We start from the raw sequence: 26,091 nt of genomic DNA on the forward strand, positions 1-26,091 counted from the left end.
CATGCTCAAGCAGCGAATCATCACGGCCGTCGTCCTGCTGGCCATCCTGCTGCCGGCGCTCTTCTGGCCTTCGCCCTGGCCCTTCGCGGCCATCACCCTGGTGCTGATCGCCGCCGCGGCCTGGGAGTTCGGACGCCTCAACGGCTGCAGCGAGGCCGCGGCCGTGTCGCTGGGCGTGCTCTGCGTGGCCCTCTGCGCCGCGGCCTGGGGCGCCGGCTGGCTGGAGCGCCCGCTGCCGCTGCTGTGGATAGCGGCCGGCGGCGCCTGGGTGCTGGCCGGCGCCGTGCTGCTGCGCGGCTCGGTCGCGGGCTGGCCGCGCATCCCGCGCGGCGTGCGCCTGGCCGGCGGCCTGCTGGCCTTGTGGCTGGCCTGGATCGCCGTCGCGCAGGCGCGCGTGGCGGGCATCAACTTCCTGATGTCCGTGCTGCTGCTGGTGTGGGTGGCGGACATCGCCGCGTATTTCGCGGGCCGCACCTTCGGTCTGAAATTCACCCGCCAGAAGCTGGCGCCCTCCATCAGCCCCGGCAAGAGCTGGGAAGGCGTGTGGGGCGGCATGCTGGGCGTGCTGGTCCTGGCCTTCGCCTGGGTCGCGGCCGACACCCACTGGCGCGCCGAGGTGCCCAGCCTCTACACGCGGCTGGCGGGCACCGGCTGGTGGCTGGTCGTGCTGGGGGCCATCTTCCTGGCCGCGATGAGCGTGGTGGGCGACCTGGCCGAATCGCTGGTCAAGCGCAGCGCCGGCGCCAAGGATTCCAGCGGCCTGCTGCCGGGCCACGGTGGCGTGCTCGACCGGGTCGACGCCTTGCTGCCCACGCTGCCGCTGGCGATGATGCTGGCAACCCTGTCTTCCCGATGATCCGCCAGCGCGTCGCCATCCTCGGCTCCACCGGTTCGGTGGGCGCCAACACCCTGGACGTCCTCGCGCGCCATCCCGGGCGCTACGAGGTGACGGTCCTCTGCGCCGGCTCGCGCGTCGAGCCGCTGCTGGCGCAGTGCGCGCGCTGGAAGCCCCGCTATGCCGTGATGGCCGACGAGGCCGCCGCGCGCCAACTGGCCGGGCGCATCGAGGCCGAGCGCCTGCCGGTCAAGGTTCTGGCCGGCGATGCGGCCCTCGAAGACCTGGTCGTGAGCGAGCACGTCGACACGGTCATGGCCGCCATCGTCGGCGCGGCCGGCCTGGCGTCCTGCCTGGCGGCGGCGCGCGCGGGCAAGCGGCTGCTACTGGCCAACAAGGAAGCCCTGGTGGTCGGCGGCGAGCTGTTCATGGCGGCCGTCCGGCAGGGTGGGGCGACCCTGCTGCCGATCGACAGCGAGCACTCGGCCATCTTCCAGTCCCTGCCCGAGGACCCGGCGTCGTGGGACCAGCGGGTCGACAAGATCATCCTCACCGCGTCGGGCGGGCCGTTCCGCACGCGCGCGCCGGCGAGCCTGCGCGACGTCACGCCCGAGCAGGCCTGCGCCCACCCCAACTGGGTGATGGGGCGCAAGATCTCGGTGGATTCGGCGACCATGATGAACAAGGCGCTGGAGGTGATCGAGGCGCGCTACCTGTTCGGCCTGCCGCCGCAGCGGCTGGAGGTGGTCATCCATCCGCAGAGCGTGATCCACTCCATGGTGCAGTACCGGGACCATTCGGTGGTCGCCCAGCTGGGCACGCCCGACATGCGCGTGCCCATCGCCGTCGGCCTGGCCTGGCCCGAGCGCATCGCCTCGGGCGCCGAGCCGCTGGACTTCACCTCGCTGGCCGACATGACGTTCGAATCGCTCGACCGCCACGGCCACCGCGAGCGCTTCCCCGGGCTGGCATTGGCCTGGGAGTCGCTGCAGGCGCCGGCCGGCACCACCGCCGTGCTGAACGCCGCCAACGAGGAGGCCGTGGCCGCCTTCCTGGACCGCCGCATCCGCTTCGACCAGATCCATTCGGTCAACCTTGCAACTTTGGAGCGCGTCGTGCCCTCCAAACCCCAGGCGCTGGCGGACCTGCTGGCGCTGGACGAGCGCAGCCGGCAGGCTGCGCGCGCCTACATCGCCGCCAGCGGCTGAGCCGGGAGAACCATGCTGACCACCCTCGTCGCCTTCCTCGTCGCTCTGGGCCTGCTCGTGGCCGTGCATGAATGGGGGCACTACCGGGTGGCCGTGGCCTGCGGCGTCAAGGTGCTGCGCTTCTCGGTCGGCTTCGGCAAGACGCTGTACCGCTGGAAGCCGCGCCGCCAGCGCCCCGGCCAGGACACCGAATTCGTCATCGCCGCCTTCCCGCTGGGCGGCTACGTGAAGATGCTGGACGAGCGCGAGGGGCCGGTCGCGCCCGAAGAGCGCCACCTGGCCTTCAACACCCAGCCGCTGCGCTCGCGGGCGCTGATCGTCGCGGCCGGTCCGGCGGCCAACCTGCTGCTGGCGGTGCTTCTCTACGCCGGCGTCAACTGGTGGGGCGTGCAGGAGCCGCGCCCGGTGCTGGCGTCGCCGGTCGCGGGCTCGCTCGCCCAGCAGGCCGGGCTGCGCGGCGGCGAAACCGTCACGACGGCCGGCTTCGAGGGCCAGGAGCAGGCCCCGGTGCGGTCGTTCGAGGAAGTGCGGTGGATGCTCACGCGCGGCGCGCTCGACGCGATGGACCTGCGCCTGACGGTCACCGACGGCCGCCAGCAGCGCGAGGTGCTGCTGCCCCTGAGCCGGATCGAATCGCCCGACGCCGATGCGCAGCTGTTCCGCCGCATCGGCCTCCTGGGCCCGCTCACCCAGCCGGTGCTGGGCGAGGTGGTCGAGGGCGGCGCCGCCCAGCGCGCGGGCCTGCGCAAGGACGACCGCGTGCTGCGCGTGGGCGGGGTCGACGTGGTCGACGGCCAGCAGCTGCGCGAATGGATCCGGGCCCAGGTGCGCAACGGCCAGGCGGTGGCTTCCCCCTGGCGCGTGGAACGCGAAGGCCGCGTGATCGAAATCGAAGTGCGGCCCGACGTGGCGCAGGACGGCAGCGGCGCCATCGGTCGCATAGGCGCCTACGTCGGCGCGCCGCCGCAGATGGTGGAGGTGCGCTACGGCCCGATCGATGGCCTGTGGCGCGGCGCGGTCAAGACCTGGGAGGTGTCGCTGCTCACGGTGCGCATGCTCGGTCGCATGGTCATCGGCGAGGCGTCGCTGAAGAACCTGAGCGGCCCGCTCACCATCGCCGACTACGCCGGCAAGTCCGCCAGCATGGGGCTGCTGCAGTACGTGGTGTTCCTGGCGATGATCAGCGTGAGCCTGGGCGTGCTGAACCTGCTTCCTCTGCCTGTCTTGGACGGAGGTCACCTGATGTATTATCTTTGGGAGGCGGTCACGGGGCGAAGCGTCCCGGACGCGTGGTTGGAGAGGCTGCAGCGGGGCGGGGTGGCGGTGCTTCTGGTGATGATGACCATCGCACTGTTCAACGACGTCACGCGTCTCTTCGGTTGATACAACAACACGGCTCGCAGCGGCCAGCCCCGATGACGGCGGGGCCACCCAGGACTCGATGAAGAACCATTTCAAGCGCATTCGCGCGCGCACCGTCTCGGGCATGGTGGCCGCCGCGTTTGCGGTCAATGCGTGGGCGGTCGATCCGTTCACGGTCCGCGACATCCGGGTCGAAGGCCTGCAGCGTGTCGAGCCCGGCACCGTCTTCGCCTCGCTGCCGTTCCGCGTCGGCGACCAGTACAACGACGAGAAGGGCTCGGCCGCGATCCGCGCGCTGTTCGGCCTGGGCCTGTTCAAGGACGTGCGCCTGGAGGTCGCGGGCGACGTGCTGGTGGTCATCGTCGAGGAAAGGCCCACCGTGGCCGCCGTCGACTTCGCCGGCACCCGCGAGTTCGACAAGGAAGCCCTGACCAAGGCGCTGCGCGAGATCGGGCTGACCGAGGGCCGGCCCTACGACCAGGCCCTGGCCGACCGCGCCGAGCAGGAGCTGCGCCGCCAGTACATCAACCGCAGCCTCTACGGCGCCGAGGTGGTCACCACCGTCACGCCGATCGAGCGCAACCGCGTCAACCTGACCTTCACCGTCACCGAAGGCGAGCCGGCCCGCATCCGCGACATCCGCATCGTGGGCAACCGCAGCTTCAGCGAAGGCACGCTCAAGGGCCTGTTCGACCTGGACACGGGCGGCTGGCTGTCCTGGTACACCAAGTCCGACCGCTACTCGCGCGCCAAGCTCAACGCCGACCTGGAGACGCTGCGGTCCTACTACCTCAGCCGCGGCTTCCTGGAGTTCACGATCGACTCCACCCAGGTCGCGATCTCGCCGAACAAGCAGGACATCAGCATCACGGTGAACGTCACCGAGGGCGAGCGCTTCGTCGTCAGCGGCGTCAAGCTCGAGGGCAATTACCTCGGCAAGGAAGAAGAGTTCAAGAGCCTGGTGCGCATCCGCGCCGGCGAGCCCTACAACGCCGACCAGGTGGCCGAGACGACCAAGGCCTTCACCGACTACTTCGGCAGCTTCGGCTACGCCTTCGCCAACGTCGAGGCCCGCCCCGACATCGACCGCACCCGCAACCTGGTGTCCTTCACGATCGCGGCCGAGCCTTCGCGCCGCGCCTACGTGCGCCGGGTCAACATCGCGGGCAACAACCGCACCCGCGACGAAGTCGTCCGCCGCGAGTTCCGCCAGTTCGAATCGAGCTGGTACGACGGCGACAAGATCAAGCTCTCGCGCGACCGCATCGACCGCCTGGGGTACTTCCGCGACGTCAACATCGAGACCGTCGACGTGCCCGGCGCGCCCGACCAGGTCGACCTGAACGTCGCCGTGGTCGAGAAGCCCACCGGCAGCCTGCAGCTGTCGGCCGGCTTCTCCAGCGCCGAGCGCCTGGGCCTGGGCTTCTCCATCAAGCAGGAGAACGCTTTCGGCACCGGCCAGTACCTCAGCGCCGAGCTGAACACCAGCAAGTACAACCGCAGCCTGGCGCTGACCTCGGTGGACCCGTACTTCACCCAGGACGGCATCTCCCGCGCGGTGGACGTCTACTACCGCAACTCGCGTCCGTACGAGGAGCAGGGCGGCAACTACTCGCTGGCAACGACCGGCGCTTCGCTGCGCTTCGGCATCCCCTTCAGCGAGTTCGACACCGTCTACTTCGGCGCCGGCCTGGAGCGCACCGAGGTGCGCCCCGGCACCAACATCCCGGCCGCCTACCTCGCGTATGCCAACGAGGCCGGCTTCACCAGCGTCAACGTCCCCTTCACCATCGGCTGGACGCGCGACGACCGCGACAGCGCCATCGCACCCACCAGCGGCCGGCTGCAGCGCCTGGGCGCCGAGGCGAGCATGCTGGGCGACGGCCGCTACGTGCGGGCCAACTACCAGTACCAGCACTACGTTCCGCTGAACAAGCAGTTCACCATCGCCTTCAACGGCGAGCTGGGCCTGGGCAAGCCGCTGGGCGGGCGCCTGTTCCCGGTGTTCAAGAACTTCTATTCCGGCGGCCTGGGCTCGGTGCGCGGCTTCGAGCAGGGCACGCTGGGCCCGCGCGACGTCACCGGCGCCAGCATCGGCGGCACGCGCAAGATCACGCTCAATGGCGAGCTGTTCACGCCGTTCCCCGGCGCCGGCAACGACCGCTCGCTGCGCCTTTTCGGTTTCGTCGACGTCGGCAACGTCTACGGCGAGAACGAGAAGGTGGATTTCGGCCAGCTGCGCGCTTCCACCGGCGTCGGCGTGTCCTGGCTGTCCCCCATCGGCCCGCTGCGGCTGGCGATCGCCCAACCGGTGCGCAAGTTCGCTGGCGATAGAATCCAGCGACTCCAATTCCAGATCGGAACCGCTTTCTGATGAAGTATCTGAGCCTTCGCCTTCCCTCGCTGTGGGCCCTGGTCGGCGCCCTGGCGCTCGCCGCCGCTCCTGCGATGGCGCAGGAATTCCGCGTGGGCTTCGTCAGCCTCGATCGCATCCTGCGCGAGGCCGGCGCGGCCAAGACCGCCCAGGCCAAGCTGGAGCAGGAGTTCTCGCGTCGCGAGAAGGAACTCAATGACCTGGGTGCCTCGCTCAAGACGCAGTCCGAGCGCTACGAGCGCGAGGCGCCCACGCTGTCCGAGAGCCAGCGCCAGCAGCGCCAGAAGGCGCTGATCGACCAGGACCGCGAATTCCAGCGCAAGCGCCGCGAGATCCAGGAAGACATGACGTCGCGCAAGAACGAGGAACTGCAGCAGGTCCTCGAGCGGGCCAACCGCGTCGTGCGCCAGGTCGCCGAGCAGGAGAAGTACGACCTGATCCTGCAGGAAGCGGTCTACATCAACCCCAAGCACGACATCACCGAGAAGGTGATCAAGGCGCTCAACAACGCCCGGTGAGGCCCTCGTGCAGCTCCGCCTGGGCGACATCGTGGACTCGCTCGGCGGGCAACTGCATGGCGAGCGGGAAGCGGCGATCGACGGCCTGGCGCCGCTCGAATCCGCCGGCCCCGGACAGCTCAGCTTCCTGAGCAACCCCAAGTACCAGTCGCAGCTGGCCGCCACCCGGGCCGGCTGCGTCATCGTCGGCCCCGCCATGCGCGATGCGGCGCTGGCCCGCGGCGCGGCCATCGTCGCCGACGATCCCTACCTTTATTTCGCGCGCGTCACCCAGCTGTGGAAGGCGCGCAGGGCGCCCGCCGCCGGACCGGCCGTGCATCCGAGCGCGGTGGTGGACCCGCAGGCCGTGGTCGATCCCTCCGCCCGCATCGGACCGCTTTGCGTGGTGGAGCGCGGCGCGCGCATCGGCGCCGGCACCGTGCTCACCTCGCGCGTCAGCGTGGGCGAGGACTGCGTGCTGGGCGAGCGCTGCCTGGTGCATCCGGGCGTGGTGATCGGCGCCGACGGCTTCGGCTTCGCGCCGCGCCAGGGCGAGTGGGAAAAGATCGAGCAGCTGGGCGCCGTGCGCATCGGCAACGACGTGGAGATCGGCGCCAACACCTGCATCGACCGCGGGGCGCTGGCCGACACGGTGATCGAGGACGGCGTGAAGCTCGACAACCTGATCCAGGTCGGCCACAACGTGCGCATCGGCCGGCACACGGCCATCGCGGGCTGCGCGGGCATCGCCGGCAGCGCCACCATCGGCGCCCACTGCACCATCGGCGGCAGCGCCGGCATCCTGGGCCACCTCACCATCGCCGACCACGTTCACATCTCGTCGTTCTCGCTGGTGACGCGTTCCCTCCTCAAGCCCGGCCATTACACGGGCGTGTTCCCCATCGACGAAAATGCCGCCTGGGAGAAGAACGCCGCCTCGCTCAAGCAGTTGCATTCGCTGCGCGACCGTGTTCGCGCACTAGAGAAAAAATGACCACGTTAGACATCCACCAGATCCTCAAGCAGCTGCCGCACCGCTACCCCATCCTGCTGGTGGACCGGGTGCTCGACCTCGAACTGGGCAAGAGCATCCGGGCGATCAAGAACGTCACGATCAACGAGCCGTTCTTCACCGGCCACTTCCCGCACCGCCCGGTGATGCCGGGCGTGCTGATGCTGGAGGCGATGGCCCAGGCGGCGGCGCTGCTGTCGTTCGCCACGCAGGGCGTGACGCCGGACGACAAGACGGTCTACTACTTCGCCGGCATCGACGCGGCCCGCTTCAAGCGGCCGGTGGAACCGGGCGACCAACTGGTGATGGACGTGACGCTCGAGCGGGCCAAGGCCGGCATCTACAAGTTCAAGGGCATCACCCGCGTCGGCGAAGAGATCGCCTGCGAGGCCGAGCTGATGTGCACCATGAGGAAGGTGGGCTGAAGGTGGCCATCCACCCGACCGCCGTCGTCGACCCCAAGGCCGAGATCGACAGCACGGCCAGCATCGGGCCGTACTCGGTGATCGGGCCGGACGTGAGGATCGGGGCGCGCACGACGGTCGGGGCGCACACGGTCATCGAGGGCCGCACCACCATCGGCCAGGACAACCGGATCTTCCATTTCGCCGCGCTGGGCGGCATCCCGCAGGACAAGAAGTACGCGGGCGAGCCCTGCGAGCTGGTCATCGGCGACCGCAACACCATCCGCGAGTTCAGCAGCTTCCACATCGGCTCGCCCGGTGGCGGCGGCGTCACCCGGGTGGGCAACGACAACTGGCTGATGGCCTACGTGCACCTGGCGCACGACTGCGTGGTGGGCAACCACACCATCTTCGCCAACAACTCCCAGCTGGCCGGCCACGTCGAGGTGGGCGACTGGGTCATCCTGGGCGGCTTCACGGTCGTGCACCAGTTCGTGCGGATCGGCGCGCATGGCATGACCGCCATGTGCTCGCTGCTGTTCGCCGACCAGCCGCCCTTCGTGATGAGCCAGGGCCAGCCCGCGCAGGCACGGTCGATGAACTTCGAGGGCCTGCGCCGGCGCGGCTTCTCGCCCGAGCGCATCTCGGCCGTCAAGGCCATGCACAAGGCGCTGTACCGCGACGGACTCACGCTCGAGGCGGCGCGCGCGCGCATCGAGCAGCTGGCCGCCGCCACCCCGCAGGCGCAGCCGGACGTGCGCCTGATGTCCGACTTCCTGGCCGGCGTGTCGCCGCAGCGCGGCATCGTGCGATGACCGGTCCCGGCCGGGCCGAACCGGTCTGGATCCCCGACCACGCGCGGGACGACCCCACCCACCCCCCGGGCGCCAGCCCCAGGATCGCGATGGTCGCGGGCGAAGCCTCGGGCGATCTCCTGGCCGGCCTGCTGCTGGGCGGGCTGCGGCGCCGCTGGCCGGCCCTGCAGGCCGTGGGCATCGGCGGCCCGCGGATGCAGGCCCAGGGGTTCCAGGCCTGGTGGCCGCACGAGAAGCTGGCCGTGCGCGGCTATGTCGAGGTGCTGCGCCACTACCGCGAGATCGTGGGCATCCGCCGCCAGCTCAAGGACCGCCTGCTGCGCGAGCCGCCCCGGCTGTTCGTCGGCGTGGACGCGCCCGACTTCAACCTCGACCTGGAGGCGGACCTGCGCGCCGCCGGCCTCAAGACCGTCCACTTCGTCTGCCCGTCGATCTGGGCCTGGCGCCCCGAGCGCATCGCCAGGATCCGCTCCGCCTGCGACCACGTGCTGTGCATCTTCCCGTTCGAGCCGCAGCTGCTGGCCCGCAACGGCGTGCGCGCCACCTACGTCGGGCATCCGCTCGCGGGCGTGATCCCGCTGCAGCCCGACCGCGCGGCCGCGCGCCAGGCGCTGGGCCTGCCCGAGCAGGGCGAGGTGCTGGCGATCCTGCCGGGCAGCCGCGCGTCCGAGGTCCAGTACCTGGCGCGGCCGTTCTTCGATGCCGCGGTGCTGCTGCAGCGGTCCCGGCCGGGCCTGCGCTTCGTGGTGCCGGCGCTGCCCAGCCTGCGCCGCGCGATCGAAACCGCCGCGCACCGCGCCGGCCTGCGCGACGGTCTGCACATCGTCGATGGCCAGTCGCACGAAGTGCTCGCGGCCTGCGACCTGACGCTGATCGCCAGCGGCACGGCCACGCTCGAGGCGGCCCTCTTCAAGCGGCCGATGGTGATCGCCTACCGGATGAACGCGATCAGCTGGCAGATCATGCGCAGGAAGCAGCTGCAGCCCTGGGTCGGCCTGCCCAACATCCTCGCCGAGGACTTTGTAGTGCCCGAGTTGCTGCAGCACGACGCGAACCCCCGCGCCCTCGCGCGCGCCGTCTTGGAATGGCTCGAGGCTCCTGCCAGAATGGCGGCCGTTCAGGAAAAGTTCACCGTGCTGCACCACCAGCTGCGGCGCGATACGGCAACGTTGGCCACCGATGCGATTGAAAAAGTTATCCAAGGGTGAACAAGCCCGACTGGCGTGGGACCCGGTGGGCCTGCAGGCCGGCGTCGACGAGGCGGGCCGCGGGCCGCTGGCCGGCCCGGTGGTCGCCGCCGCCGTCATCCTCGACGACGCCAAGCGCATCCGGGGCCTGGCCGACTCCAAGGAGCTCACGCCCCTGCAGCGCGACCGCCTCTACGACCAGATCATGGACCGGGCGCTGTGCTGCTCGGTGGCGCAGGCCAGCGTCGGGGAGATCGACACGCTCAACATCTACCACGCGACGATGCTGGCGATGAAGCGCGCGGTCGAGGGCCTGCGCCTGAAGCCGGCCCGGGTGCTGGTCGACGGCAACGCGCTGCCGCGCATCGACGTGCTGGCCGAGGCCATCGTCGGTGGCGACGCCAAGATCAGGTCGATCTCCGCGGCCTCCATCCTGGCCAAGGTGCACCGCGACCGCCTGCTCACCACGCTGCACGAGGAATTCCCGCAGTACGGCTTCGCCTCGCACAAGGGCTACAGCACGCCCGAGCACCTGCAGGCCCTGCGCGTGCACGGCGCCTGCCCCCACCACCGCCGCTTCTTCAGCCCGGTGGCCGCCACGTTCACGGTCACCGAGGGCGGCGGCGTCGCCGCCGCGGTGCAGTGAGCGAGGCCGAACCCGCGGTCATCCGCTCGGCGTCCAACGCGCAGTTCAAGGCCTTGCGCCTGCTGGCCCACGACAGCACGGCCTGGCGCAAGCAGGGCCGCATATGGCTCGAAGGCGACCACCTCTGCCGCGCGGCGCTCGCGCGCGGCGTCCAGCCCGAATCCGCCGTGTACGCCGAGTGCTGCCCGGCCGACCAGCGCCTGCCCGCGCCCAGGTCCCTGGTGCTCGCCGATCCGCTGTTCGCGGCGGTCAGCGCACTGGAGTCGCCCGCCCGCATGGCGTTCGTCATCGCCTTGCCGGCCGCTCCGGCGCTCGATCCGCAGGCGTCCACCGTGGTGCTGGACCGCCTGCAGGACGCCGGCAACGTGGGCTCCGTCCTGCGCAGCGCCGCGGCCTTCGGCTTTCGCCAGGTGGTGGCGCTCAAGGGCACGGCCGCGCTGTGGTCGCCCAAGGTGCTGCGCGCTGGCATGGGGGCGCACTTCGGTTTGACGCTGTTCGATGCCGCCGAAGCCGACGTGCTGGACCAGCTGGCCGTGCCGCTGCTCGTTACCAGCTCGCATGGCGGCGAGGCCCTGGGACGGGCGCGCCTGCCCTGGCCGTGTGCCTGGGTCCTGGGCCACGAAGGGCAGGGCGTCTCGCCTGAAATGGAGGCGCGGGCCGACCTGAAAGTGCGCATCGAGCAGCCCGGCGGCGAGGAGTCGCTCAACGTCGCGGCGGCGGCGGCGATCTGCCTGCACGCCAGCGCGGCCGCACGCCCGGACTGACAGCCTCACGCAAGAGCCGGGCGCTGCCGGCGGGCTATAATCAAGGGCTTTCCCGCAAACCCGTACGCCTAGCGCCGCCGAAGCTCCTCCCCTGAACAAAAGCAACACCGGAAGTGCCGCTTCCGGCTGTGTTTTGGGCGTACCGCACCTCACGGAGACCCCAGTGCTTTTGTCCCAGCAGCGAGCCCTTCCCCCCGCCCTCCTGGCGCTCGCAGACGGCACGGTCTTTCCTGGCACCTCGATCGGCGCTTCCGGCGCCACCACCGGCGAAGTCGTCTTCAACACGGCCATCACCGGGTACCAGGAAATCCTCACCGACCCCAGCTACGCGCGCCAGATCGTCACCCTGACGTACCCGCACATCGGCAACTACGGCGTCAACGAAGAAGACGTCGAAGCGTCGAAGGTCCATGCCGCCGGCCTGATCATCCGCGACCTGCCGCTGATCGCGTCCAACTTCCGCACCAGCCTCACGCTGGCGGATTACCTCAAGCGCGAGAACACGGTCGGCATCGCCGACATCGACACGCGCAAGCTCACTCGCATCCTGCGGACCAAGGGCGCGCAGAACGGCTGCATCCTGGCGCTCAAGCCCGGCGAGGAGATCACCCCCGAGCTGGTGGATCGCGCCGTGGCCGAGGCCCGCAAGGCGCCGGCCATGAACGGCCTGGACCTGGCCAAGGAAGTCTCCTCCGACAAGTCCTACCCCTGGGACCAGACCGAGTGGCAGCTGGGCAGCGGCTACGGCCGCCTCGACCAGCCGAAGTACCACGTGGTCGCCTTCGACTACGGCGTGAAGAAGAACATCCTTCGCATGCTGGCCGAGCGCGGCTGCAAGGTCACCGTGGTCCCGGCCAAGACGCCGGCGGCCGAAGTGAGGAAGCTCAAGCCCGATGGCGTTTTCCTCTCCAACGGCCCCGGCGACCCGGAGCCCTGCGACTACGCCATCGCCGCCACGCGCGAGCTGGTCGAGGACGGCTATCCCACCTTCGGCATCTGCCTGGGCCACCAGATCCTGGCGCTGGCCTCGGGGGCCAAGACCTTCAAGATGAAGTTCGGCCACCACGGCGCCAACCACCCGGTCAAGGACCTGGACAACGGCCGCGTCTCCATCACCAGCCAGAACCACGGCTTCGCGGTGGACGAGAAGACGCTGCCCGCCAACCTGCGGCCCACCCACGTGTCGCTGTTCGACGGCACGCTCCAGGGCCTGGCCCGCACCGACAAGCCCGCGTTCTGCTTCCAGGGCCACCCGGAAGCCTCGCCCGGCCCCCACGACATCGGCTACCTGTTCGACAAGTTCACGGGGTTGATGGACGAGAAGAAGAGGGACTAGGGGCTGGGGGCTAGGGACTAGGGATGGAGATTCGAAGCTACAAGGACCTGATCGTCTGGCAGCGGGCGATGGATCTCACGTATCGCCTTTACCGGTTCTCCTCCCTGCTTCCTGCCGATGAGCGATTCGGACTGACCTCTCAGTTGCGCCGGGCAGCGGTATCCGTGCCTGCGAACATTGCCGAAGGCCGCCAGCGGACCACAACCAAGGATTTTTTGCGTTTTTTGTCGATTGCAGCGGGCTCACTCGCCGAACTCGAAACTCTGATCGAGTTGGCGGGCCGCTTGTACCAACATCAATCTGCCCAGGTCGACGAACTGGCTCGGGAGGCCGATGAGGTGGGAAAGATGCTCCGGTCGCTCCAGCAGCGCCTGGAAGCAAAGCTCCCTAGCCCCTAGCCCCCAGCCCCTAGTCCCTCAAAACAAATGCCCAAGCGCACAGACATCAAGAGCATCCTGATCATCGGGGCCGGCCCCATCATCATCGGCCAGGCCTGCGAGTTCGACTACTCCGGCGTGCAGGCCTGCAAGGCGTTGCGGGAGGAGGGCTACAAGGTCATCCTGATCAACAGCAACCCCGCGACGATCATGACCGACCCGGCCACGGCCGACGTCACCTACATCGAGCCGATCACCTGGCAGACGGTCGAGAAGATCATCGCCAAGGAAAAGCCCGACGCCATCCTGCCCACCATGGGCGGCCAGACCGCGCTCAACTGCGCGCTGGACCTCTGGCACAACGGCGTGCTGGACAAGCACGGCGTCGAGCTGATCGGCGCCACGCCGCACGCCATCGACAAGGCGGAAGACCGCCAGAAGTTCAAGGAGGCGATGACCAAGATCGGCCTCGGTTCGGCGCGCTCGGGCATCGCCCACTCGATGGACGAGGCCTGGGAGGTGCAAAAGCGCGTGGGCTTCCCCACCGTCATCCGCCCCAGCTTCACGCTGGGCGGCACCGGCGGCGGCATCGCCTACAACCCCGAGGAATTCGAGGTCATCTGCAAGCGCGGCCTGGAGGCCTCGCCCACCAACGAACTGCTGATCGAGGAATCGCTGGTCGGGTGGAAGGAGTACGAGATGGAAGTGGTCCGCGACAAGGCGGACAACTGCATCATCGTCTGCTCCATCGAGAACCTGGACCCGATGGGCGTGCACACCGGCGACTCGATCACGGTCGCTCCGGCCCAGACGCTGACCGACAAGGAATACCAGATCATGCGCAACGCCTCGCTGGCGGTGCTGCGCGAGATCGGCGTGGACACGGGCGGCTCCAACGTGCAGTTCTCGATCAACCCCGAGGACGGGCGGATGATCGTGATCGAGATGAACCCGCGCGTGTCGCGCTCCTCGGCGCTCGCGTCCAAGGCCACGGGCTTCCCGATCGCCAAGGTGGCGGCCAAGCTGGCGGTGGGCTACACGCTGGACGAGCTGCGCAACGAGATCACCGGCGGCGCCACCCCGGCCAGCTTCGAGCCCTCGATCGACTACGTCGTCACCAAGATCCCGCGCTTCGCGTTCGAGAAGTTCCCGCAGGCCGATTCGCGCCTGACCACCCAGATGAAGTCGGTGGGCGAAGTGATGGCCATGGGCCGCACCTTCCAGGAATCGTTCCAGAAGGCCCTGCGTGGCCTGGAGGTCGGCGTCGACGGCATGAACGAGAAGACCCAGGACCGCGAGGTGCTGGAGCGTGAGCTGGGCGAGCCCGGCCCCGAGCGCATCTGGTACGTGGGCGACGCCTTCGCCTCCGGCTGGAGCGTGGACGAGGTCTATGCCCTGACCAAGATCGACAAGTGGTTCCTGGTGCAGATCGAGGAGATCGTGAAGATCGAGCTCGAGCTGGACCGCATCGCGGCCCAGAAGGCCGACCAGGCCCTGGCCTCGCTGGACGAGCGCCAGCTGCGCCTGCTCAAGCGCAAGGGCTTTTCCGACCGGCGCCTGGCCAAGCTGCTCAAGACCACCGACAAGGCGGTGCGCGAGCGCCGCAAGGCGCTGAACGTGCGCCCGGTCTACAAGCGGGTGGACACCTGCGCGGCCGAGTTCGCCACCAACACCGCCTACATGTACTCGACCTACGAGGACGAGTGCGAGGCGCAGCCCACCGACAAGAAGAAGATCATGGTGCTGGGCGGCGGGCCCAACCGCATCGGCCAGGGCATCGAGTTCGACTACTGCTGCGTGCACGCCGCGCTCGCCCTGCGCGAGGACGGCTACGAGACCATCATGGTCAACTGCAACCCGGAGACCGTGTCGACCGACTACGACACCTCCGACCGCCTGTACTTCGAGCCGCTCACGCTCGAGGACGTGCTGGAGATCGTCGACAAGGAAAAGCCCACCGGCGTGATCGTGCAGTACGGCGGGCAGACGCCGCTCAAGCTCGCCCTGGGCCTGGAGGCGGAAGGCGTGCCGATCATCGGCACCAGCCCGGACATGATCGATGCCGCCGAGGACCGCGAGCGCTTCCAGAAGCTGCTGCACGAACTCGGCCTGCGCCAGCCGCCCAACGCCACCGCCCGCACCGAGCCCGAGGCGCTGGAAAAGGCCGCCGCCCTGGGCTACCCGCTGGTCGTTCGCCCCAGCTACGTGCTGGGCGGCCGCGCGATGGAGATCGTGCACGAGCAGCGCGACCTGGAGCGCTACATGCGCGAGGCGGTGAAGGTCTCCAACGACTCGCCGGTGCTGCTGGACCGCTTCCTGAACGACGCCGTCGAATGCGACGTCGACTGCATCGCCGACAGCGCCGGCGGCGTCTTCATCGGCGGCGTGATGGAGCACATCGAGCAGGCCGGCGTGCACTCGGGCGACTCGGCCTGCTCGCTGCCGCCGTACTCGCTGTCCAAGGCGACGATCGACGAGCTCAAGCGCCAGACCGCCGCCATGGCCAAGGCGCTGAACGTGGTCGGCCTGATGAACGTGCAGTTCGCCATCCAGGAGAAGGACGGCCAGGACGTGATCTTCGTGCTGGAGGTCAACCCGCGCGCCTCGCGCACCGTGCCCTACGTCAGCAAGGCCACCGGCATCCAGCTGGCCAAGGTGGCGGCACGCTGCATGGTCGGCCAGTCACTGGAAGAGCAGGGCATCCGCGACGAGGTGACGCCGCCTTACTTCAGCGTCAAGGAAGCCGTGTTCCCCTTCGTCAAGTTCCCGGGCGTGGACACCATCCTGGGCCCGGAGATGAAGTCCACGGGCGAGGTGATGGGCGTGGGCAAGACCTTCGGCGAGGCCTTCGTCAAGAGCCAGCTGGGCGCCGGCACCAAGCTGCCGCGCCCCACCGATGCGGTGAAGAAAGTGTTCCTGACAGTGAAGAACAGCGACAAGCCGCGCGCGGTCGACGTCGCGCGCCAGCTGGCGGGCCAGGGCTTCGAGCTGATCGCCACCAAGGGCACGGCCGCGGCCATCTCGGCCGCCGGCATCGCCTGCGAGACCGTCAACAAGGTCACCGAGGGCCGCCCGCACGTGGTGGACATGCTCAAGAACAACGAGATCTGCATGGTGATCAACACGGTCGAGGAGCGCCGCAACGCGATCGCCGACTCGCGCGCCATCCGCACCTCGTCGCTGCTGGCCCGCGTCACCACCTTCACCACCATCGCCGGCGCCGAAGCCGCGGTGGAGGGCATGAAGTACGTGGACGACCTGGACGTGTACTCGCTGCAGGAACTGCACGCACGGCTGGCCTAGGCGCCGGGCCGGCCTTGGCGCCGGCCCTGATTCGGTATCATCACGCCCACGAAACACCGCCGGCCGGCAACGTCCGGCGGTTTTCATTTGACAGACCAAATACAGGTAGACGAGACATGGCGACCATCCCCATCACCAAACGCGGCGCGGAGAAACTCAAGGCCGAGCTGCACGAACTCAAGACCAAGCAGCGGCCCTGGGTGATCAACGCCATCGCCGAGGCCCGGGCCCAGGGCGACCTGTCGGAGAACGCCGAGTACGACGCCGCCAAGGACCGCCAGGGCTTCATCGAGGGCCGCATCCGCGAGCTCGAGAGCAAGCTCGCGGCCGCGCAGATCATCGACCCCACCGCGCTGGACGCGGGCGGCAAGGTGGTGTTCGGCGCCACGGTCGAGCTGGAGGAAGAGGAGTCCGGCGACAAGGTCAAGTACCAGATCGTCGGCGAGGACGAGGCCGACCTGAAGGAAGGCCTGGTCAACATCTCCAGCCCGATCGCCCGCGCGCTGATCGGCAAGGAGGAGGGCGACACCGCCGAAGTGCAGGCGCCCGCCGGCATCAAGCGCTACGAGATCGTCGCGGTCGACTACGTCTGAGCGAGCCGATGGCCTGGCGCGAGCGGGTGGCGGTGCTGGCGGCCGCCCTGTGGTGGGGCAGCCTGAGCGCCATCGGCTTCCTGGCCGTGCCGCTGCTTTTCGCGAACCTGCCCACGCCCGCGCTGGCCGGCCAGACCGCCGCCCGGCTGTTCACCGCCCAGAGCTGGGTGGGGCTGGGCTGTGGCGTGCTGCTCCTGCTGGCGTCGCACCGCAGGGGCGAATCGGCCCGGATGGGCGGCTCGGGTGGGGCGCTCGCCTTCGTCCTGGCCGGGATGCTGTTGGCGCTGCTGGGAGAGTTCGCGGTGGCGCCGCGGATCATGGCGCGCGAGAACCTGCGCCTGTGGCACTCGGTCGGCAGCGGGATGTGCCTGCTGCAGTGGGGGTGTGCGCTGGTGGTGCTGCTGAAAGCCACTCGCCGCACGTAAGTTCTTGCTCCTTCCCCCTCTGGGGGAAGGTCGGGATGGGGGCGCACCGGCAGCTCACCAGTGCCCGGCGCGCCCCCACCCCAGCCCTCCCCCGGAGGGGGAGGGAGCAAGTCAGTCCAGCCGCCCCTTCTTCACCGACTTCTGCTTGGGCTTGGCGCGCTTCACCTTGCCGCCGGGCGTCAGCCGCTGGTTGCCCAGCACGCGCAGCGTCTTCACCTCGGGCCGTTGCCCGCCGCGCTTGCTGTACTTGAGCACCTTGAAGTCGCGCGGACCGGGCTTGCGGTCTTCGTCGACCGCCTTTTCCTTCTCGGCCTTGGGCCGCCACAGCACCAGCAATTTGCCGATGTGCTGGATGGGCGCGGCGTTCAGCCGGTCGGCCAGCTGCTGGTAGATCTCCTCGCGCTGGGCGCGGTCGTCGCCGAGCACGCGGACCTTGATCAGGCCGTGGGCGTCCAGGGCGGCTTCGGTTTCCCGCACGATGGCCGGCGTCAGCCCGTCGTTGCCGATCATCACCACGGGGTCGAGGTGGTGGGCTTCGGCGCGGTGCGCCTTGCGTTCGGCGATGGTCAATTGGAGAGCGGGCATGGGGCGATTATCCCCGCGGCGACAATGGACCCCAATGAAGGTGAAAACAAAGAGCCGCAAGGTCAACAAGGCCTGGCTGAACGACCACGTCAACGACCCCTACGTGAAGCTGGCGGCCCGGGAGGGCTACCGCGCCCGCGCGGCGTACAAGCTCAAGGAGATCGACGAGCAGCTCGGCCTGATCCGCCCCGGTTCGCTGGTGGTCGACCTGGGATCCACGCCCGGCGCCTGGAGCCAGTACGTGCGCCGCAAGCTGTCGCCCGGCGGTGCGGCCGTGGGCCAGCTGGACGGCGTCATCGTGGCGCTGGACCTCCTGCCGATGGACCCGGTCGAGGGCGTCACTTTCCTGCAGGGCGACTTCCGGGAGCCCGAGGTCGTGGCCCGGCTGGAGGAGGCCGTGGGCGGCCGCAAGGTCGATACCGTGGTCTCGGACATGGCGCCCAACCTGTCGGGCATCGAGTCGGCCGACGCGGCCCGCATCAGCCACCTGGTCGAGCTGGCCGTGGACTTCGCCCAGGCCCACCTCAAGCCCGAGGGGGCGCTGGTGGCCAAGGTGTTCCACGGCAGCGGCTACAGCCAGCTGGTCAAGCTCTTCAAGGAGAACTTCCGGGTAGTCAAGCCGCTCAAGCCCAAGGCCTCCCGCGACAAGTCGTCCGAGACCTTCCTGGTCGGGATCGGCCTCAAGAAACCGGCCTGAACGAGGCCTTCTCCCGCCTGCGGACGGCACTTCGGCCGGCTACCGGCTGTCACCGTTTTGCCTATGGTGTCCTTTGGCACTTTGCATCGTCGCGCTTGTTGAAACCTCTAGAATGGGCCGCATCTGCCTGGCGTGCCGCCCAGGCTCGCTTCCCCGGAGTTCGATTTGAACAATCAGTGGTTCTCGAAAATTGCCGTCTGGCTCGTCATCGCGCTCGTGCTTTTCACGGTGTTCAAGCAATTCGACACCCGTGGCGCCGCCGGCGCCAGCGTGATGGGCTATTCGGACTTCCTGGAGGAAGTGCGGGCCAAGCGCATCAAGAACGCCGTCATCCAGGAAGGCCAGGGCGGCACCGAGATCGTCGCCATCACCACCGATGACCGCAAGATCCGCTCCACGGCCACCTACCTCGACCGCGGCCTGGTCGGCGACCTCATCAACAACGGCGTCAAGTTCGACGTCAAGCCGCGCGAGGAAAGCTCGCTGCTGATGACGCTGCTGGTCAGCTGGGGCCCCATGCTCCTGCTCATCGGCGTGTGGATCTACTTCATGCGCCAGATGCAGGGCGGCGGCAAGGGCGGCGCATTCTCCTTCGGCAAGAGCAAGGCTCGCATGCTGGACGAGAACAACAACCAGGTCACGTTCGCGGACGTTGCCGGCTGTGACGAAGCGAAAGAAGAGGTCAAGGAAGTCGTCGACTTCCTGAAGGACCCGCAGAAGTTCCAGAAGCTGGGCGGGCGCATCCCGCGCGGCCTGCTGCTGGTCGGGCCCCCCGGCACCGGCAAGACGCTGCTGGCCAAGGGCATCGCCGGCGAGGCCAAGGTGCCGTTCTTCTCCATCTCCGGCTCCGACTTCGTCGAGATGTTCGTCGGCGTGGGCGCGGCCCGCGTGCGCGACATGTTCGAGAACGCCAAGAAGAACGCCCCCTGCATCATCTTCATCGACGAGATCGACGCGGTCGGCCGCCAGCGCGGCGCCGGCCTGGGCGGCGGCAACGACGAGCGCGAGCAGACCTTGAACCAGATGCTGGTCGAGATGGACGGCTTCGAGACCAACCTGGGCGTGATCGTCATCGCGGCCACCAACCGCCCCGACATCCTGGACGCCGCCCTGCTGCGCCCGGGCCGCTTCGACCGCCAGGTGTACGTGCAGCTGCCCGACATCCGGGGCCGCGAGCAGATCCTCAACGTGCACATGCGCAAGATCCCGATCGGCCAGGACGTCCGGGCCGAGATCATCGCGCGCGGCACCCCGGGCATGTCGGGCGCCGACCTGGCCAACCTGTGCAACGAGGCCGCCCTGATGGCCGCGCGCCGCAACGCCCGCGTGGTCGAGATGCAGGACTTCGAGAAGGCCAAGGACAAGATCCTGATGGGCCCGGAGCGCAAGAGCATGGTCATGCCCGAGGAAGAGCGCCGCAACACGGCCTACCACGAGTCCGGCCACGCGCTCATCGGCAAGCTGCTGCCCAAGTGCGACCCGGTCCACAAGGTCACCATCATCCCGCGCGGCCGCGCGCTGGGCGTGACGATGAGCCTGCCCTCGCAGGACCGCTACAGCTACGACCGCGAGTACATGCTGCACCAGATCAGCATGCTGTTCGGCGGCCGCATCGCGGAAGAGGTGTTCATGAACCAGATGACCACCGGGGCTTCCAACGACTTCGAGCGGGCCACGCACCTGGCGCGCGACATGGTGATGCGCTACGGCATGTCAGACGCGCTGGGCCCGATGGTCTACGCCGAGAACGAGGGCGAGGTGTTCCTGGGCCGCTCGGTCACCAAGACCACCAACATCTCCGAGCAGACCATGCAGAAGGTCGACGGCGAGGTGCGCCGCATCATCGACGAGCAGTACGCCCTGGCGCGCAAGCTCATCGAGGACAACCGGGACAAGATGCACGCCATGGCCAAGGCCCTGCTGGAGTGGGAAACCATCGACTCCGAGCAGCTGGACGACATCATGGCCGGCAAGGATCCGCGTCCGCCCAAGGACTTCACGCCCCGCTCGCCGTCCTCCGGCGGCGGCTCCGGCGGCAGCGCCGTGGGCGCCGACAACCCCGCTCCGACGGCGGCCTGAGGGCGCTCGCACGGCTTCGCGCAGGGACTAGGGGCTGGGGGCTAGGGGCTAGGGAAACCTGGCCCTTTGTCTTTCTGTCCATCCCCAGCCCCCAGCCCCCAGCCCCCAGCCCCTAGCCCCTGAGCCAAAATCCCCCAATGCACTGGCAGACCGCCCGGTACCGCATCGACCTCGCGCAGCCGCGGGTGATGGGCATCGTCAACGTCACGCCCGATTCGTTCTCCGACGGCGGCCGCTGGGACAACACCGGCGCGGCGCTCGCGCATTGCGAGCAGCTGCTGGCCGAAGGCGCGGACCTGCTGGACATCGGGGGCGAATCCACCCGGCCCGGCATCGCGCCGGTGACGCTGGAGGAAGAGCTCGCCCGCGTGCTGCCGGTGGTGCGCGAGGCGGTGCGCCTGGACGTGCCGGTCTCCGTCGACACCTACAAGCCGCAGGTGATGCGCGAGGTGCTGGACGCTGGCGCGGACATCGTCAACGACGTCTGGGCGCTGCGCCAGCCCGGCGCCGCCGACGTGGTGGCACGTCACCCCACCTGCGGCGTCTGCCTGATGCACATGCACGGCGAGCCGCAGACCATGCAGCGCTCGCCCATGGCCGGCGATGCCGTGCCGCAGGTGCTCGCGTTCCTGCAGGAGCACACGCGGTCGCTGCTGGCGCTGGGCGTCGCGGCCGACCGCATCGCCTGGGACCCGGGCATCGGCTTCGGCAAGTCGCCCGAGCAGAACTTCGCGCTCCTGGCCCGCCAGGAGGAGTTGCTGGCCGACGGCCATCCGCTGCTGGTGGGCTGGTCGCGCAAGTCCTCGCTGGGACAGGTCACGGGCCTGGGCGTGGACGAGCGGGCCGTGCCCAGCGTGGCGGCCGCGTTGCTGGCCGTGGAGCGCGGCGCGACCATCGTGCGCGTCCACGACGTCAAGGAAACGGTGGCGGCCCTGAAGGTCCGGGCCGCCGCGATCAGGATGAATCCGAGGCAAGGAAGCCCCACACCATGAGCAGAAAACATTTCGGCACCGACGGCATCCGGGGCACGGTCGGGCAGGCGCCCATCACCCCCGACTTCGTGCTGCGCCTGGCGCACGCCGTGGGCCGGGTGCTCAAGCGCACCGAAGAGCGCCCCACCGTGCTGATCGGCAAGGACACGCGCATCTCCGGCTACATGCTGGAGAGCGCGCTGGAGTCGGGCTTCAACTCCGCCGGCGCCGACGTGGTGCTGCTCGGCCCGCTGCCCACGCCGGGCGTGGCCTACCTCACCCGCGCGCAGCGCGCCAGCCTGGGCGTGGTGATCAGCGCCAGCCACAACCCGTTCGCCGACAACGGCATCAAGTTCTTCAGCGCCCAGGGCACCAAGCTGTCCGACGCCTGGGAGCGCGACGTCGAGGCCGCGCTGGAGGAGCCGCCGGTCTGGGCCGACTCCGCCAGCCTGGGCAAGGCGCGCCGGCTCGACGACGCGGCCGGCCGCTACATCGAGTTCTGCAAGAGCACGTTCTCCAACGACCTCACGCTCAAGGGCCTGAACATCGTGGTCGATGCGGCCAACGGCGCGGCCTACCACATCGCTCCCAAGGTGTTCCACGAGCTGGGCGCCGAGGTGCACTGCATCGGCTGCTCGCCGGACGGCCTGAACATCAACCGCGAGTGCGGTGCCACGCACCCCGACGCGCTGGTGCAGACCGTGCGCGAGCGCCGCGCCGACTTCGGCATCGCGCTGGACGGCGACGCCGACCGCCTGCAGGTGGTGGACGGCGCCGGGCGCCTGTACAACGGCGACGAGCTGCTGTACCTGATGGTGATGGACCGCCTGGCCAACGGCGAGCGCGTGCCCGGCGCGGTCGGCACGCTGATGACCAACATGGCCGTGGAAGTGGCCCTGCGCGCGCGCGACGTGGAGTTCGTGCGGGCCAAGGTCGGCGACCGCTACGTGCTGGAGGAGCTGGATAAGCGCGGCTGGCTGCTGGGCGGCGAAGGCTCGGGCCACCTGCTGGCGCTGGACAAGCACACCACCGGCGACGGCCTGATCAGCGCCCTGCAGGTGCTCAAGGCCTGCGCCCGCAGCGGCAAGAAGCTGGACCGCCTGCTCGAGGGCGTGAAGCTCTATCCGCAGACCCTCATCAATGTGCGCCTGGCCCCCGGCCAGGACTGGAAGCAAAGCCGCCAGCTGCCCCAGGCGCAGGAAGCGCTGGAAAAGCGCCTGGACGGCCGCGGCCGCATCCTGATCCGACCCAGCGGCACCGAGCCTGTGGTGCGCGTGATGGTCGAAGCCCAGGACGAGACGCTGGCCCGCCAGGGCGCGCAGGACCTCGCCCAGGCCCTCCAGGCGGGGTGATGGCCCCGGCGCGGGTCGAGGCGGTCCACCGCAGCAGCGTCCACGGCTTCAGCAAGCACGCGGAGGACGCCATCGCGCTGGTGGCCGGCCTCGGCGTGGAGGGTGATGCGCACGCCGGCGCCACGGTCAAGCACCGCTCGCGCGTGCGCCGCGACCCGACCCAGCCCAACCTGCGCCAGGTGCACCTGATGCACGCCGAGCTGTTCGAGGAGCTGATGGCCGCGGGCTTTCCCGTCTGGCCGGGCGAGCTGGGCGAGAACGTCACGACCCGCGGGCTCGACCTGCTGGGGCTGTCCACCGGCACGCGGCTGCGGCTCGGCACGCAGGCGCTGGTCGAAGTGACGGGCCTGCGCAATCCCTGTTCGCAACTGGACAAGTTCCAGCCGGGCCTGATGCAGGCGGTGCTGGAACGGCGCGACGACGGCACGCTGGTGCGCAAGGCCGGCGTGATGGCCGTGGTCGTGCAGGGCGGCGAGGTTCGCCCCGGCGACGCGATCGAGGTGCTACCGCCCGAAGGCGCGCACCGGCCGCTGGAGCCGGTCTAGCGCCTGGCCGCGCTGGCCGTGCCGCGCCACGAGGCCCGGCTGCGCGCGCGGCTCTTCCATGGCTTCCTGGTGCCCGCGCGGCCGGCGCCCTCGGCGCGCCCGATTGTCACGACAATGTCATCCAGGCCGTGAACACTCGTCACGATCCCGTCACACGTGCCCACCGATGACAGGCAAGGCCTCGCTCGATAGCGAGATCCCGTTCCTCGACCGCGACCACAGCATCCTCTCCTTCAACGAGCGGGTGCTCGACTGGGCGCGGCGCCCCGACGTGCCGCTGCTGGAGCGGCTGCGCTACCTTTGCATCGTCTCGTCCAACCTGGATGAGTTCTTCGAGGTGCGGATGGCGCCGCACCTCACGGCGCTGGGCAACGGCGGTGCCAAGGGCCCGTCCACGGCCGAGAGCTTCCAGGCGCTCTCCGCCGCGGTGCACCGGCTGGTGGCGCAGCAGTACGCGCTCTTCAACGACGCGCTCACGCCCGCGTTCGAGGCCGAGAACCTCGCCATCGTCTCGCACGGCGACCGCAACCCGGCGCAGCGGCGCTGGGTCGACGAGTACTTCGAGCGCGAAGTCAAGCCGCTGCTGATCCCGGTCGGGCTGGACCCGGCCCACCCGTTCCCGCAGGTGGCCAACAAGTCGCTCAACTTCATCGTGCGGCTGGGCGGCGCCGACGCCTTCGGCCGCGAGAACGAGATCGCCATCGTCAAGGTGCCGCGCGTGCTGCCGCGCGTGATCCGCATGCCGGCCCGGGTGGCGGGCAGGAAGGCGCTGTTCGTCTCGCTTTCCAGCGTGATCCGCGCGCACCTGCAGGACCTGTTCCCCGGCCGCGAGGTGGGGCAGTTCTCGCAGTTCCGCGTGACCCGCCACTCCGACCTGGCGGTGGACGAGGACGAGGTGCGCAACCTGCGCACCGCCCTGCGCCTGGGGCTGCAGCACCGTCACTACGGCCAGGCGGTGCGGCTGGAGGTGTCGTCGGGCTGCTCGGAGTTCCTGGCGAACTTCCTGCTGCAGCAGTTCGGCCTGCCGGCGGGCGCGCTGTACCGCGTGCCGGGGCCGGTGAACCTGGTGCGCTTCCAGCAGCTGATCGACCTGGTCGATGCGCCGCACCTGCTGTTCCCTCCGTACCACCCGAGCTTTCCCCTGGGCCTGGTGCCAGGGCAGTCGGTGTTCGAGCAGCTGCGCCAGCGCGACATGCTAATCCACCAGCCCTTCGAGAGCTTCGATGGCGTGCTGGCCTTCCTGCGCGAGGCGGTGCACGACCCGGCGGTGCTGGCCATCAAGCAGACCATCTACCGCACCGGCTCGGACCCGGTGCTGATGGACCTGCTGCGCGAGGCGGTGCGCCAGGGCAAGGAGGTCACCGCGGTCGTCGAACTCAAGGCCCGTTTCGACGAGGAGACCAACATCAACTGGGCCGAGCAGCTGGAGTCGGTGGGCGCCCAGGTGGTGTACGGCGTGGTGGGGCTCAAGACCCACGCCAAGATGCTGCTGGTGACACGTCGCGAGGGGCGCCAGCTGGTGCGCTATGCCCACCTCTCCACCGGCAACTACAACCCGCGCACGGCGCGGCTCTACACCGACCTGAGCCAGCTCACCTCCAACCCACAGCTGACCGCCGACGTGGACGCGATCTTCGTGCACCTGGCCAGCCAGACCCGGCTGCCGCGGCTGAACCAGGCGCTGATGGCGCCGTTCCACCTGCACCGGCGGATGATCGAGAAGATCGACGTGCTGGGCGAGGCGGCGGCGCGCGGCCTGGAGGCGCGCATCGTGCTGAAGATGAATTCGCTCACCGACGAGCCGCTGATGCTGGCGCTGGTGCGGGCGGCGCGGCGCGGCGCCAGGGTCGACCTGATCGTACGCGGCGCCTGCCTGCTGCCGGCCGGCCTGCCGGGGGCCGCCGAGAACATCCGGGTGCGGTCCATCATCGGGCGCTTCCTCGAGCATTCGCGCGTGTTCTATTTCCGCGCCGGCGCCGAGGAGGAGCTCTACCTGTCCAGCGCCGACTGGATGAACCGCAACATGCTCCGGCGCATCGAACTGGCCTGGCCGGTCCTCGATCCGGCGCTGCGCCAGCGGGTGATCGACGAGTGCCTGGTCGCCTACTTGCATGACGACCGCGACGCCTGGGACCTGATGGCAGACGGGACCTACCGCCGCGTCAAGGGCGCCGGGGAGCCCCGGGGCCACGGGGCCCAGGCGGCGCTGATGGCGCGCCACGGCGCGCGCGACCGAGTATCGGAGGAACTGCTGTGGACCTGATCCTGTGGCGGCATGCCGAAGCCGAGGAGGCCCGCGAGGGCCAGGACGACCTGGACCGGGCGCTCACCGCGCGCGGCGAGAAGCAGGCGGCCCGCGTGGCCGGTTGGCTGGACCGGGTGCTGCCGGAAGGCACGCGCATCCTGGCCAGCCCGGCCCGGCGCTGCGAGCAGACCGTGCTGGCGCTGGGGCGCAAGTACAAGCTCAAGCCGGAGATCGCGCCCGGCGCCACCGTGGAGCAGCTGCTGCAGGCCGCGCAGTGGCCCGATGCGCGCCAGCCCGTGCTGCTGGTGGGCCACCAGCCGGTGCTGGGCGAGGCGCTGGCGCACCTGCTGGGCATCTCGAGCGACTGCCCGGTGCGCAAGGGCGCCGCCTGGTGGCTGCGCTGCCGCGAGCGGGATGGCGCGAGGCAGACGGTGATCGTCGCGGTGCAGGCGCCGGATTCGGCTTGATTTCCGCCTTCG

24 protein-coding genes are annotated in these 26,091 nt (G+C 69.5%); 23 read left to right on the plus strand and 1 reads right to left on the minus strand.

Going from position 1 to position 26,091, the window contains the following annotated elements; all coding sequences use genetic code 11:
- The first annotated feature begins 1 nt into the window (after position 1).
- The 16 genes from ASG30_RS21575 to ASG30_RS21650 all read left to right on the plus strand — a co-directional run bounded on the left by ASG30_RS21575 (position 2) and on the right by ASG30_RS21650 (position 17,138).
- The gene (locus tag ASG30_RS21575; RefSeq protein ID WP_055902090.1) at positions 2-856 is read left to right on the plus strand and encodes a phosphatidate cytidylyltransferase; all 855 of its coding nucleotides are present in this window, start codon (positions 2-4) and stop codon (positions 854-856) included.
- Positions 853-2,043, plus strand: coding sequence for a 1-deoxy-D-xylulose-5-phosphate reductoisomerase (gene dxr, locus ASG30_RS21580; RefSeq protein ID WP_055902093.1), 1,191 nt, complete (start codon positions 853-855; stop codon positions 2,041-2,043). Before ASG30_RS21575 ends, dxr begins: the two co-directional genes overlap by 4 nt.
- A gap of 12 nt (positions 2,044-2,055) precedes the next feature.
- Positions 2,056-3,426, plus strand: coding sequence for an RIP metalloprotease RseP (gene rseP / locus ASG30_RS21585; protein ID WP_055902096.1), 1,371 nt, complete (start codon positions 2,056-2,058; stop codon positions 3,424-3,426).
- A 58-nt stretch (positions 3,427-3,484) separates the two neighbouring features.
- Positions 3,485-5,779, plus strand: a complete 2,295-nt coding sequence (gene bamA, locus ASG30_RS21590) for an outer membrane protein assembly factor BamA (RefSeq protein ID WP_055902099.1) — start codon at positions 3,485-3,487, stop codon at positions 5,777-5,779.
- Positions 5,779-6,297 carry an OmpH family outer membrane protein gene (locus ASG30_RS21595; protein WP_055902102.1) on the plus strand — a complete coding sequence of 173 codons (519 nt, stop codon included), beginning with the start codon at positions 5,779-5,781 and terminating at the stop codon, positions 6,295-6,297. Before bamA ends, ASG30_RS21595 begins: the two co-directional genes overlap by 1 nt.
- Before the next feature lie 7 nt (positions 6,298-6,304).
- Entirely contained in the window at positions 6,305-7,270 is a 966-nt protein-coding gene (gene lpxD / locus ASG30_RS21600; RefSeq protein WP_055902105.1) for a UDP-3-O-(3-hydroxymyristoyl)glucosamine N-acyltransferase, read from the plus strand.
- The gene (fabZ, locus tag ASG30_RS21605) at positions 7,267-7,713 is read left to right on the plus strand and encodes a 3-hydroxyacyl-ACP dehydratase FabZ (RefSeq protein ID WP_055902107.1); all 447 of its coding nucleotides are present in this window, start codon (positions 7,267-7,269) and stop codon (positions 7,711-7,713) included. Before lpxD ends, fabZ begins: the two co-directional genes overlap by 4 nt.
- Before the next feature lie 2 nt (positions 7,714-7,715).
- On the plus strand, positions 7,716-8,507 hold the full coding sequence (gene lpxA, locus ASG30_RS21610) for an acyl-ACP--UDP-N-acetylglucosamine O-acyltransferase (RefSeq protein WP_442965699.1): 792 nt from the start codon (positions 7,716-7,718) through the stop codon (positions 8,505-8,507).
- 89 nt (positions 8,508-8,596) lie between these two features.
- Complete coding sequence (gene lpxB / locus ASG30_RS21615; protein WP_055902110.1) at positions 8,597-9,715, plus strand: lipid-A-disaccharide synthase; 1,119 nt, start codon at positions 8,597-8,599, stop codon at positions 9,713-9,715.
- Entirely contained in the window at positions 9,687-10,340 is a 654-nt protein-coding gene (gene rnhB / locus ASG30_RS21620) for a ribonuclease HII (RefSeq protein ID WP_055902344.1), read from the plus strand. Before lpxB ends, rnhB begins: the two co-directional genes overlap by 29 nt.
- Entirely contained in the window at positions 10,337-11,104 is a 768-nt protein-coding gene (locus tag ASG30_RS21625) for a TrmH family RNA methyltransferase (protein WP_055902113.1), read from the plus strand. The genes rnhB and ASG30_RS21625 overlap by 4 nt, the downstream gene beginning before the upstream one ends.
- 163 nt (positions 11,105-11,267) lie before the next feature.
- On the plus strand, positions 11,268-12,440 hold the full coding sequence (carA, locus tag ASG30_RS21630; protein WP_055902115.1) for a glutamine-hydrolyzing carbamoyl-phosphate synthase small subunit: 1,173 nt from the start codon (positions 11,268-11,270) through the stop codon (positions 12,438-12,440).
- Between the two features lie 23 nt (positions 12,441-12,463).
- A complete protein-coding gene (locus tag ASG30_RS21635) occupies positions 12,464-12,838 on the plus strand; it encodes a four helix bundle protein (protein WP_055902118.1) in 375 nt (124 codons plus the stop codon).
- A gap of 27 nt (positions 12,839-12,865) precedes the next feature.
- Positions 12,866-16,120 (plus strand): carbamoyl-phosphate synthase large subunit, encoded by a 3,255-nt coding sequence (carB, locus tag ASG30_RS21640; protein ID WP_055902123.1) that lies wholly within the window; start codon positions 12,866-12,868, stop codon positions 16,118-16,120.
- Positions 16,121-16,236: 116 nt separating this feature from the next.
- On the plus strand, positions 16,237-16,713 hold the full coding sequence (greA, locus tag ASG30_RS21645; RefSeq protein ID WP_055902127.1) for a transcription elongation factor GreA: 477 nt from the start codon (positions 16,237-16,239) through the stop codon (positions 16,711-16,713).
- Between the two features lie 8 nt (positions 16,714-16,721).
- Positions 16,722-17,138: a DUF4149 domain-containing protein gene (locus ASG30_RS21650; protein ID WP_055902132.1), complete on the plus strand. Its 417-nt coding sequence runs from the start codon at positions 16,722-16,724 to the stop codon at positions 17,136-17,138.
- Between the two features lie 111 nt (positions 17,139-17,249).
- Here ASG30_RS21650 and ASG30_RS21655 read toward each other — a convergent pair whose 3' ends face one another.
- Positions 17,250-17,723: a YhbY family RNA-binding protein gene (locus ASG30_RS21655; RefSeq protein WP_055902135.1), complete on the minus strand. Its 474-nt coding sequence runs from the start codon at positions 17,721-17,723 to the stop codon at positions 17,250-17,252.
- A gap of 34 nt (positions 17,724-17,757) precedes the next feature.
- Between ASG30_RS21655 and ASG30_RS21660 the strand changes: the two genes are divergently transcribed.
- From ASG30_RS21660 to ASG30_RS21690, 7 genes are all read left to right on the plus strand, one after another.
- Positions 17,758-18,420 (plus strand): RlmE family RNA methyltransferase, encoded by a 663-nt coding sequence (locus ASG30_RS21660; RefSeq protein ID WP_055902138.1) that lies wholly within the window; start codon positions 17,758-17,760, stop codon positions 18,418-18,420.
- Positions 18,421-18,585: 165 nt separating this feature from the next.
- Positions 18,586-20,499, plus strand: coding sequence for an ATP-dependent zinc metalloprotease FtsH (ftsH, locus tag ASG30_RS21665; RefSeq protein WP_055902141.1), 1,914 nt, complete (start codon positions 18,586-18,588; stop codon positions 20,497-20,499).
- A 137-nt stretch (positions 20,500-20,636) separates the two neighbouring features.
- The gene (gene folP / locus ASG30_RS21670) at positions 20,637-21,491 is read left to right on the plus strand and encodes a dihydropteroate synthase (RefSeq protein ID WP_055902144.1); all 855 of its coding nucleotides are present in this window, start codon (positions 20,637-20,639) and stop codon (positions 21,489-21,491) included.
- The gene (glmM, locus tag ASG30_RS21675) at positions 21,488-22,822 is read left to right on the plus strand and encodes a phosphoglucosamine mutase (protein WP_055902147.1); all 1,335 of its coding nucleotides are present in this window, start codon (positions 21,488-21,490) and stop codon (positions 22,820-22,822) included. Before folP ends, glmM begins: the two co-directional genes overlap by 4 nt.
- Positions 22,822-23,367 (plus strand): MOSC domain-containing protein, encoded by a 546-nt coding sequence (locus ASG30_RS21680; RefSeq protein ID WP_055902149.1) that lies wholly within the window; start codon positions 22,822-22,824, stop codon positions 23,365-23,367. The genes glmM and ASG30_RS21680 overlap by 1 nt, the downstream gene beginning before the upstream one ends.
- Before the next feature lie 166 nt (positions 23,368-23,533).
- Entirely contained in the window at positions 23,534-25,630 is a 2,097-nt protein-coding gene (gene ppk1, locus ASG30_RS21685) for a polyphosphate kinase 1 (RefSeq protein WP_055902153.1), read from the plus strand.
- Positions 25,621-26,079, plus strand: a complete 459-nt coding sequence (locus tag ASG30_RS21690; RefSeq protein WP_055902156.1) for a SixA phosphatase family protein — start codon at positions 25,621-25,623, stop codon at positions 26,077-26,079. The genes ppk1 and ASG30_RS21690 overlap by 10 nt, the downstream gene beginning before the upstream one ends.
- Positions 26,080-26,091 lie beyond the last annotated feature (12 nt).

This window comes from Ramlibacter sp. Leaf400 (assembly GCF_001424545.1).
Lineage (GTDB): Bacteria > Pseudomonadota > Gammaproteobacteria > Burkholderiales > Burkholderiaceae_C > Ramlibacter.

Coding starts and splice junctions, on each gene's coding strand:
- dxr (WP_055902093.1), top strand. CDS start 853: ATGATCCGCCAGCGCGTCGCCATCCTCGGCTCCACCGGTTCGGTGGGC.
- rnhB (WP_055902344.1), top strand. CDS start 9,687: ATGCGATTGAAAAAGTTATCCAAGGGTGAACAAGCCCGACTGGCGTGG.
- ppk1 (WP_055902153.1), top strand. CDS start 23,534: ATGACAGGCAAGGCCTCGCTCGATAGCGAGATCCCGTTCCTCGACCGC.
- ASG30_RS21575 (WP_055902090.1), top strand. CDS start 2: ATGCTCAAGCAGCGAATCATCACGGCCGTCGTCCTGCTGGCCATCCTG.
- ASG30_RS21655 (WP_055902135.1), bottom strand. CDS start 17,723: ATGCCCGCTCTCCAATTGACCATCGCCGAACGCAAGGCGCACCGCGCC.
- folP (WP_055902144.1), top strand. CDS start 20,637: ATGCACTGGCAGACCGCCCGGTACCGCATCGACCTCGCGCAGCCGCGG.
- ASG30_RS21595 (WP_055902102.1), top strand. CDS start 5,779: ATGAAGTATCTGAGCCTTCGCCTTCCCTCGCTGTGGGCCCTGGTCGGC.
- glmM (WP_055902147.1), top strand. CDS start 21,488: ATGAGCAGAAAACATTTCGGCACCGACGGCATCCGGGGCACGGTCGGG.
- ASG30_RS21660 (WP_055902138.1), top strand. CDS start 17,758: ATGAAGGTGAAAACAAAGAGCCGCAAGGTCAACAAGGCCTGGCTGAAC.
- carB (WP_055902123.1), top strand. CDS start 12,866: ATGCCCAAGCGCACAGACATCAAGAGCATCCTGATCATCGGGGCCGGC.
- ASG30_RS21635 (WP_055902118.1), top strand. CDS start 12,464: ATGGAGATTCGAAGCTACAAGGACCTGATCGTCTGGCAGCGGGCGATG.
- fabZ (WP_055902107.1), top strand. CDS start 7,267: ATGACCACGTTAGACATCCACCAGATCCTCAAGCAGCTGCCGCACCGC.
- bamA (WP_055902099.1), top strand. CDS start 3,485: ATGAAGAACCATTTCAAGCGCATTCGCGCGCGCACCGTCTCGGGCATG.
- rseP (WP_055902096.1), top strand. CDS start 2,056: ATGCTGACCACCCTCGTCGCCTTCCTCGTCGCTCTGGGCCTGCTCGTG.
- lpxB (WP_055902110.1), top strand. CDS start 8,597: ATGGTCGCGGGCGAAGCCTCGGGCGATCTCCTGGCCGGCCTGCTGCTG.
- ASG30_RS21680 (WP_055902149.1), top strand. CDS start 22,822: ATGGCCCCGGCGCGGGTCGAGGCGGTCCACCGCAGCAGCGTCCACGGC.
- greA (WP_055902127.1), top strand. CDS start 16,237: ATGGCGACCATCCCCATCACCAAACGCGGCGCGGAGAAACTCAAGGCC.
- ASG30_RS21650 (WP_055902132.1), top strand. CDS start 16,722: ATGGCCTGGCGCGAGCGGGTGGCGGTGCTGGCGGCCGCCCTGTGGTGG.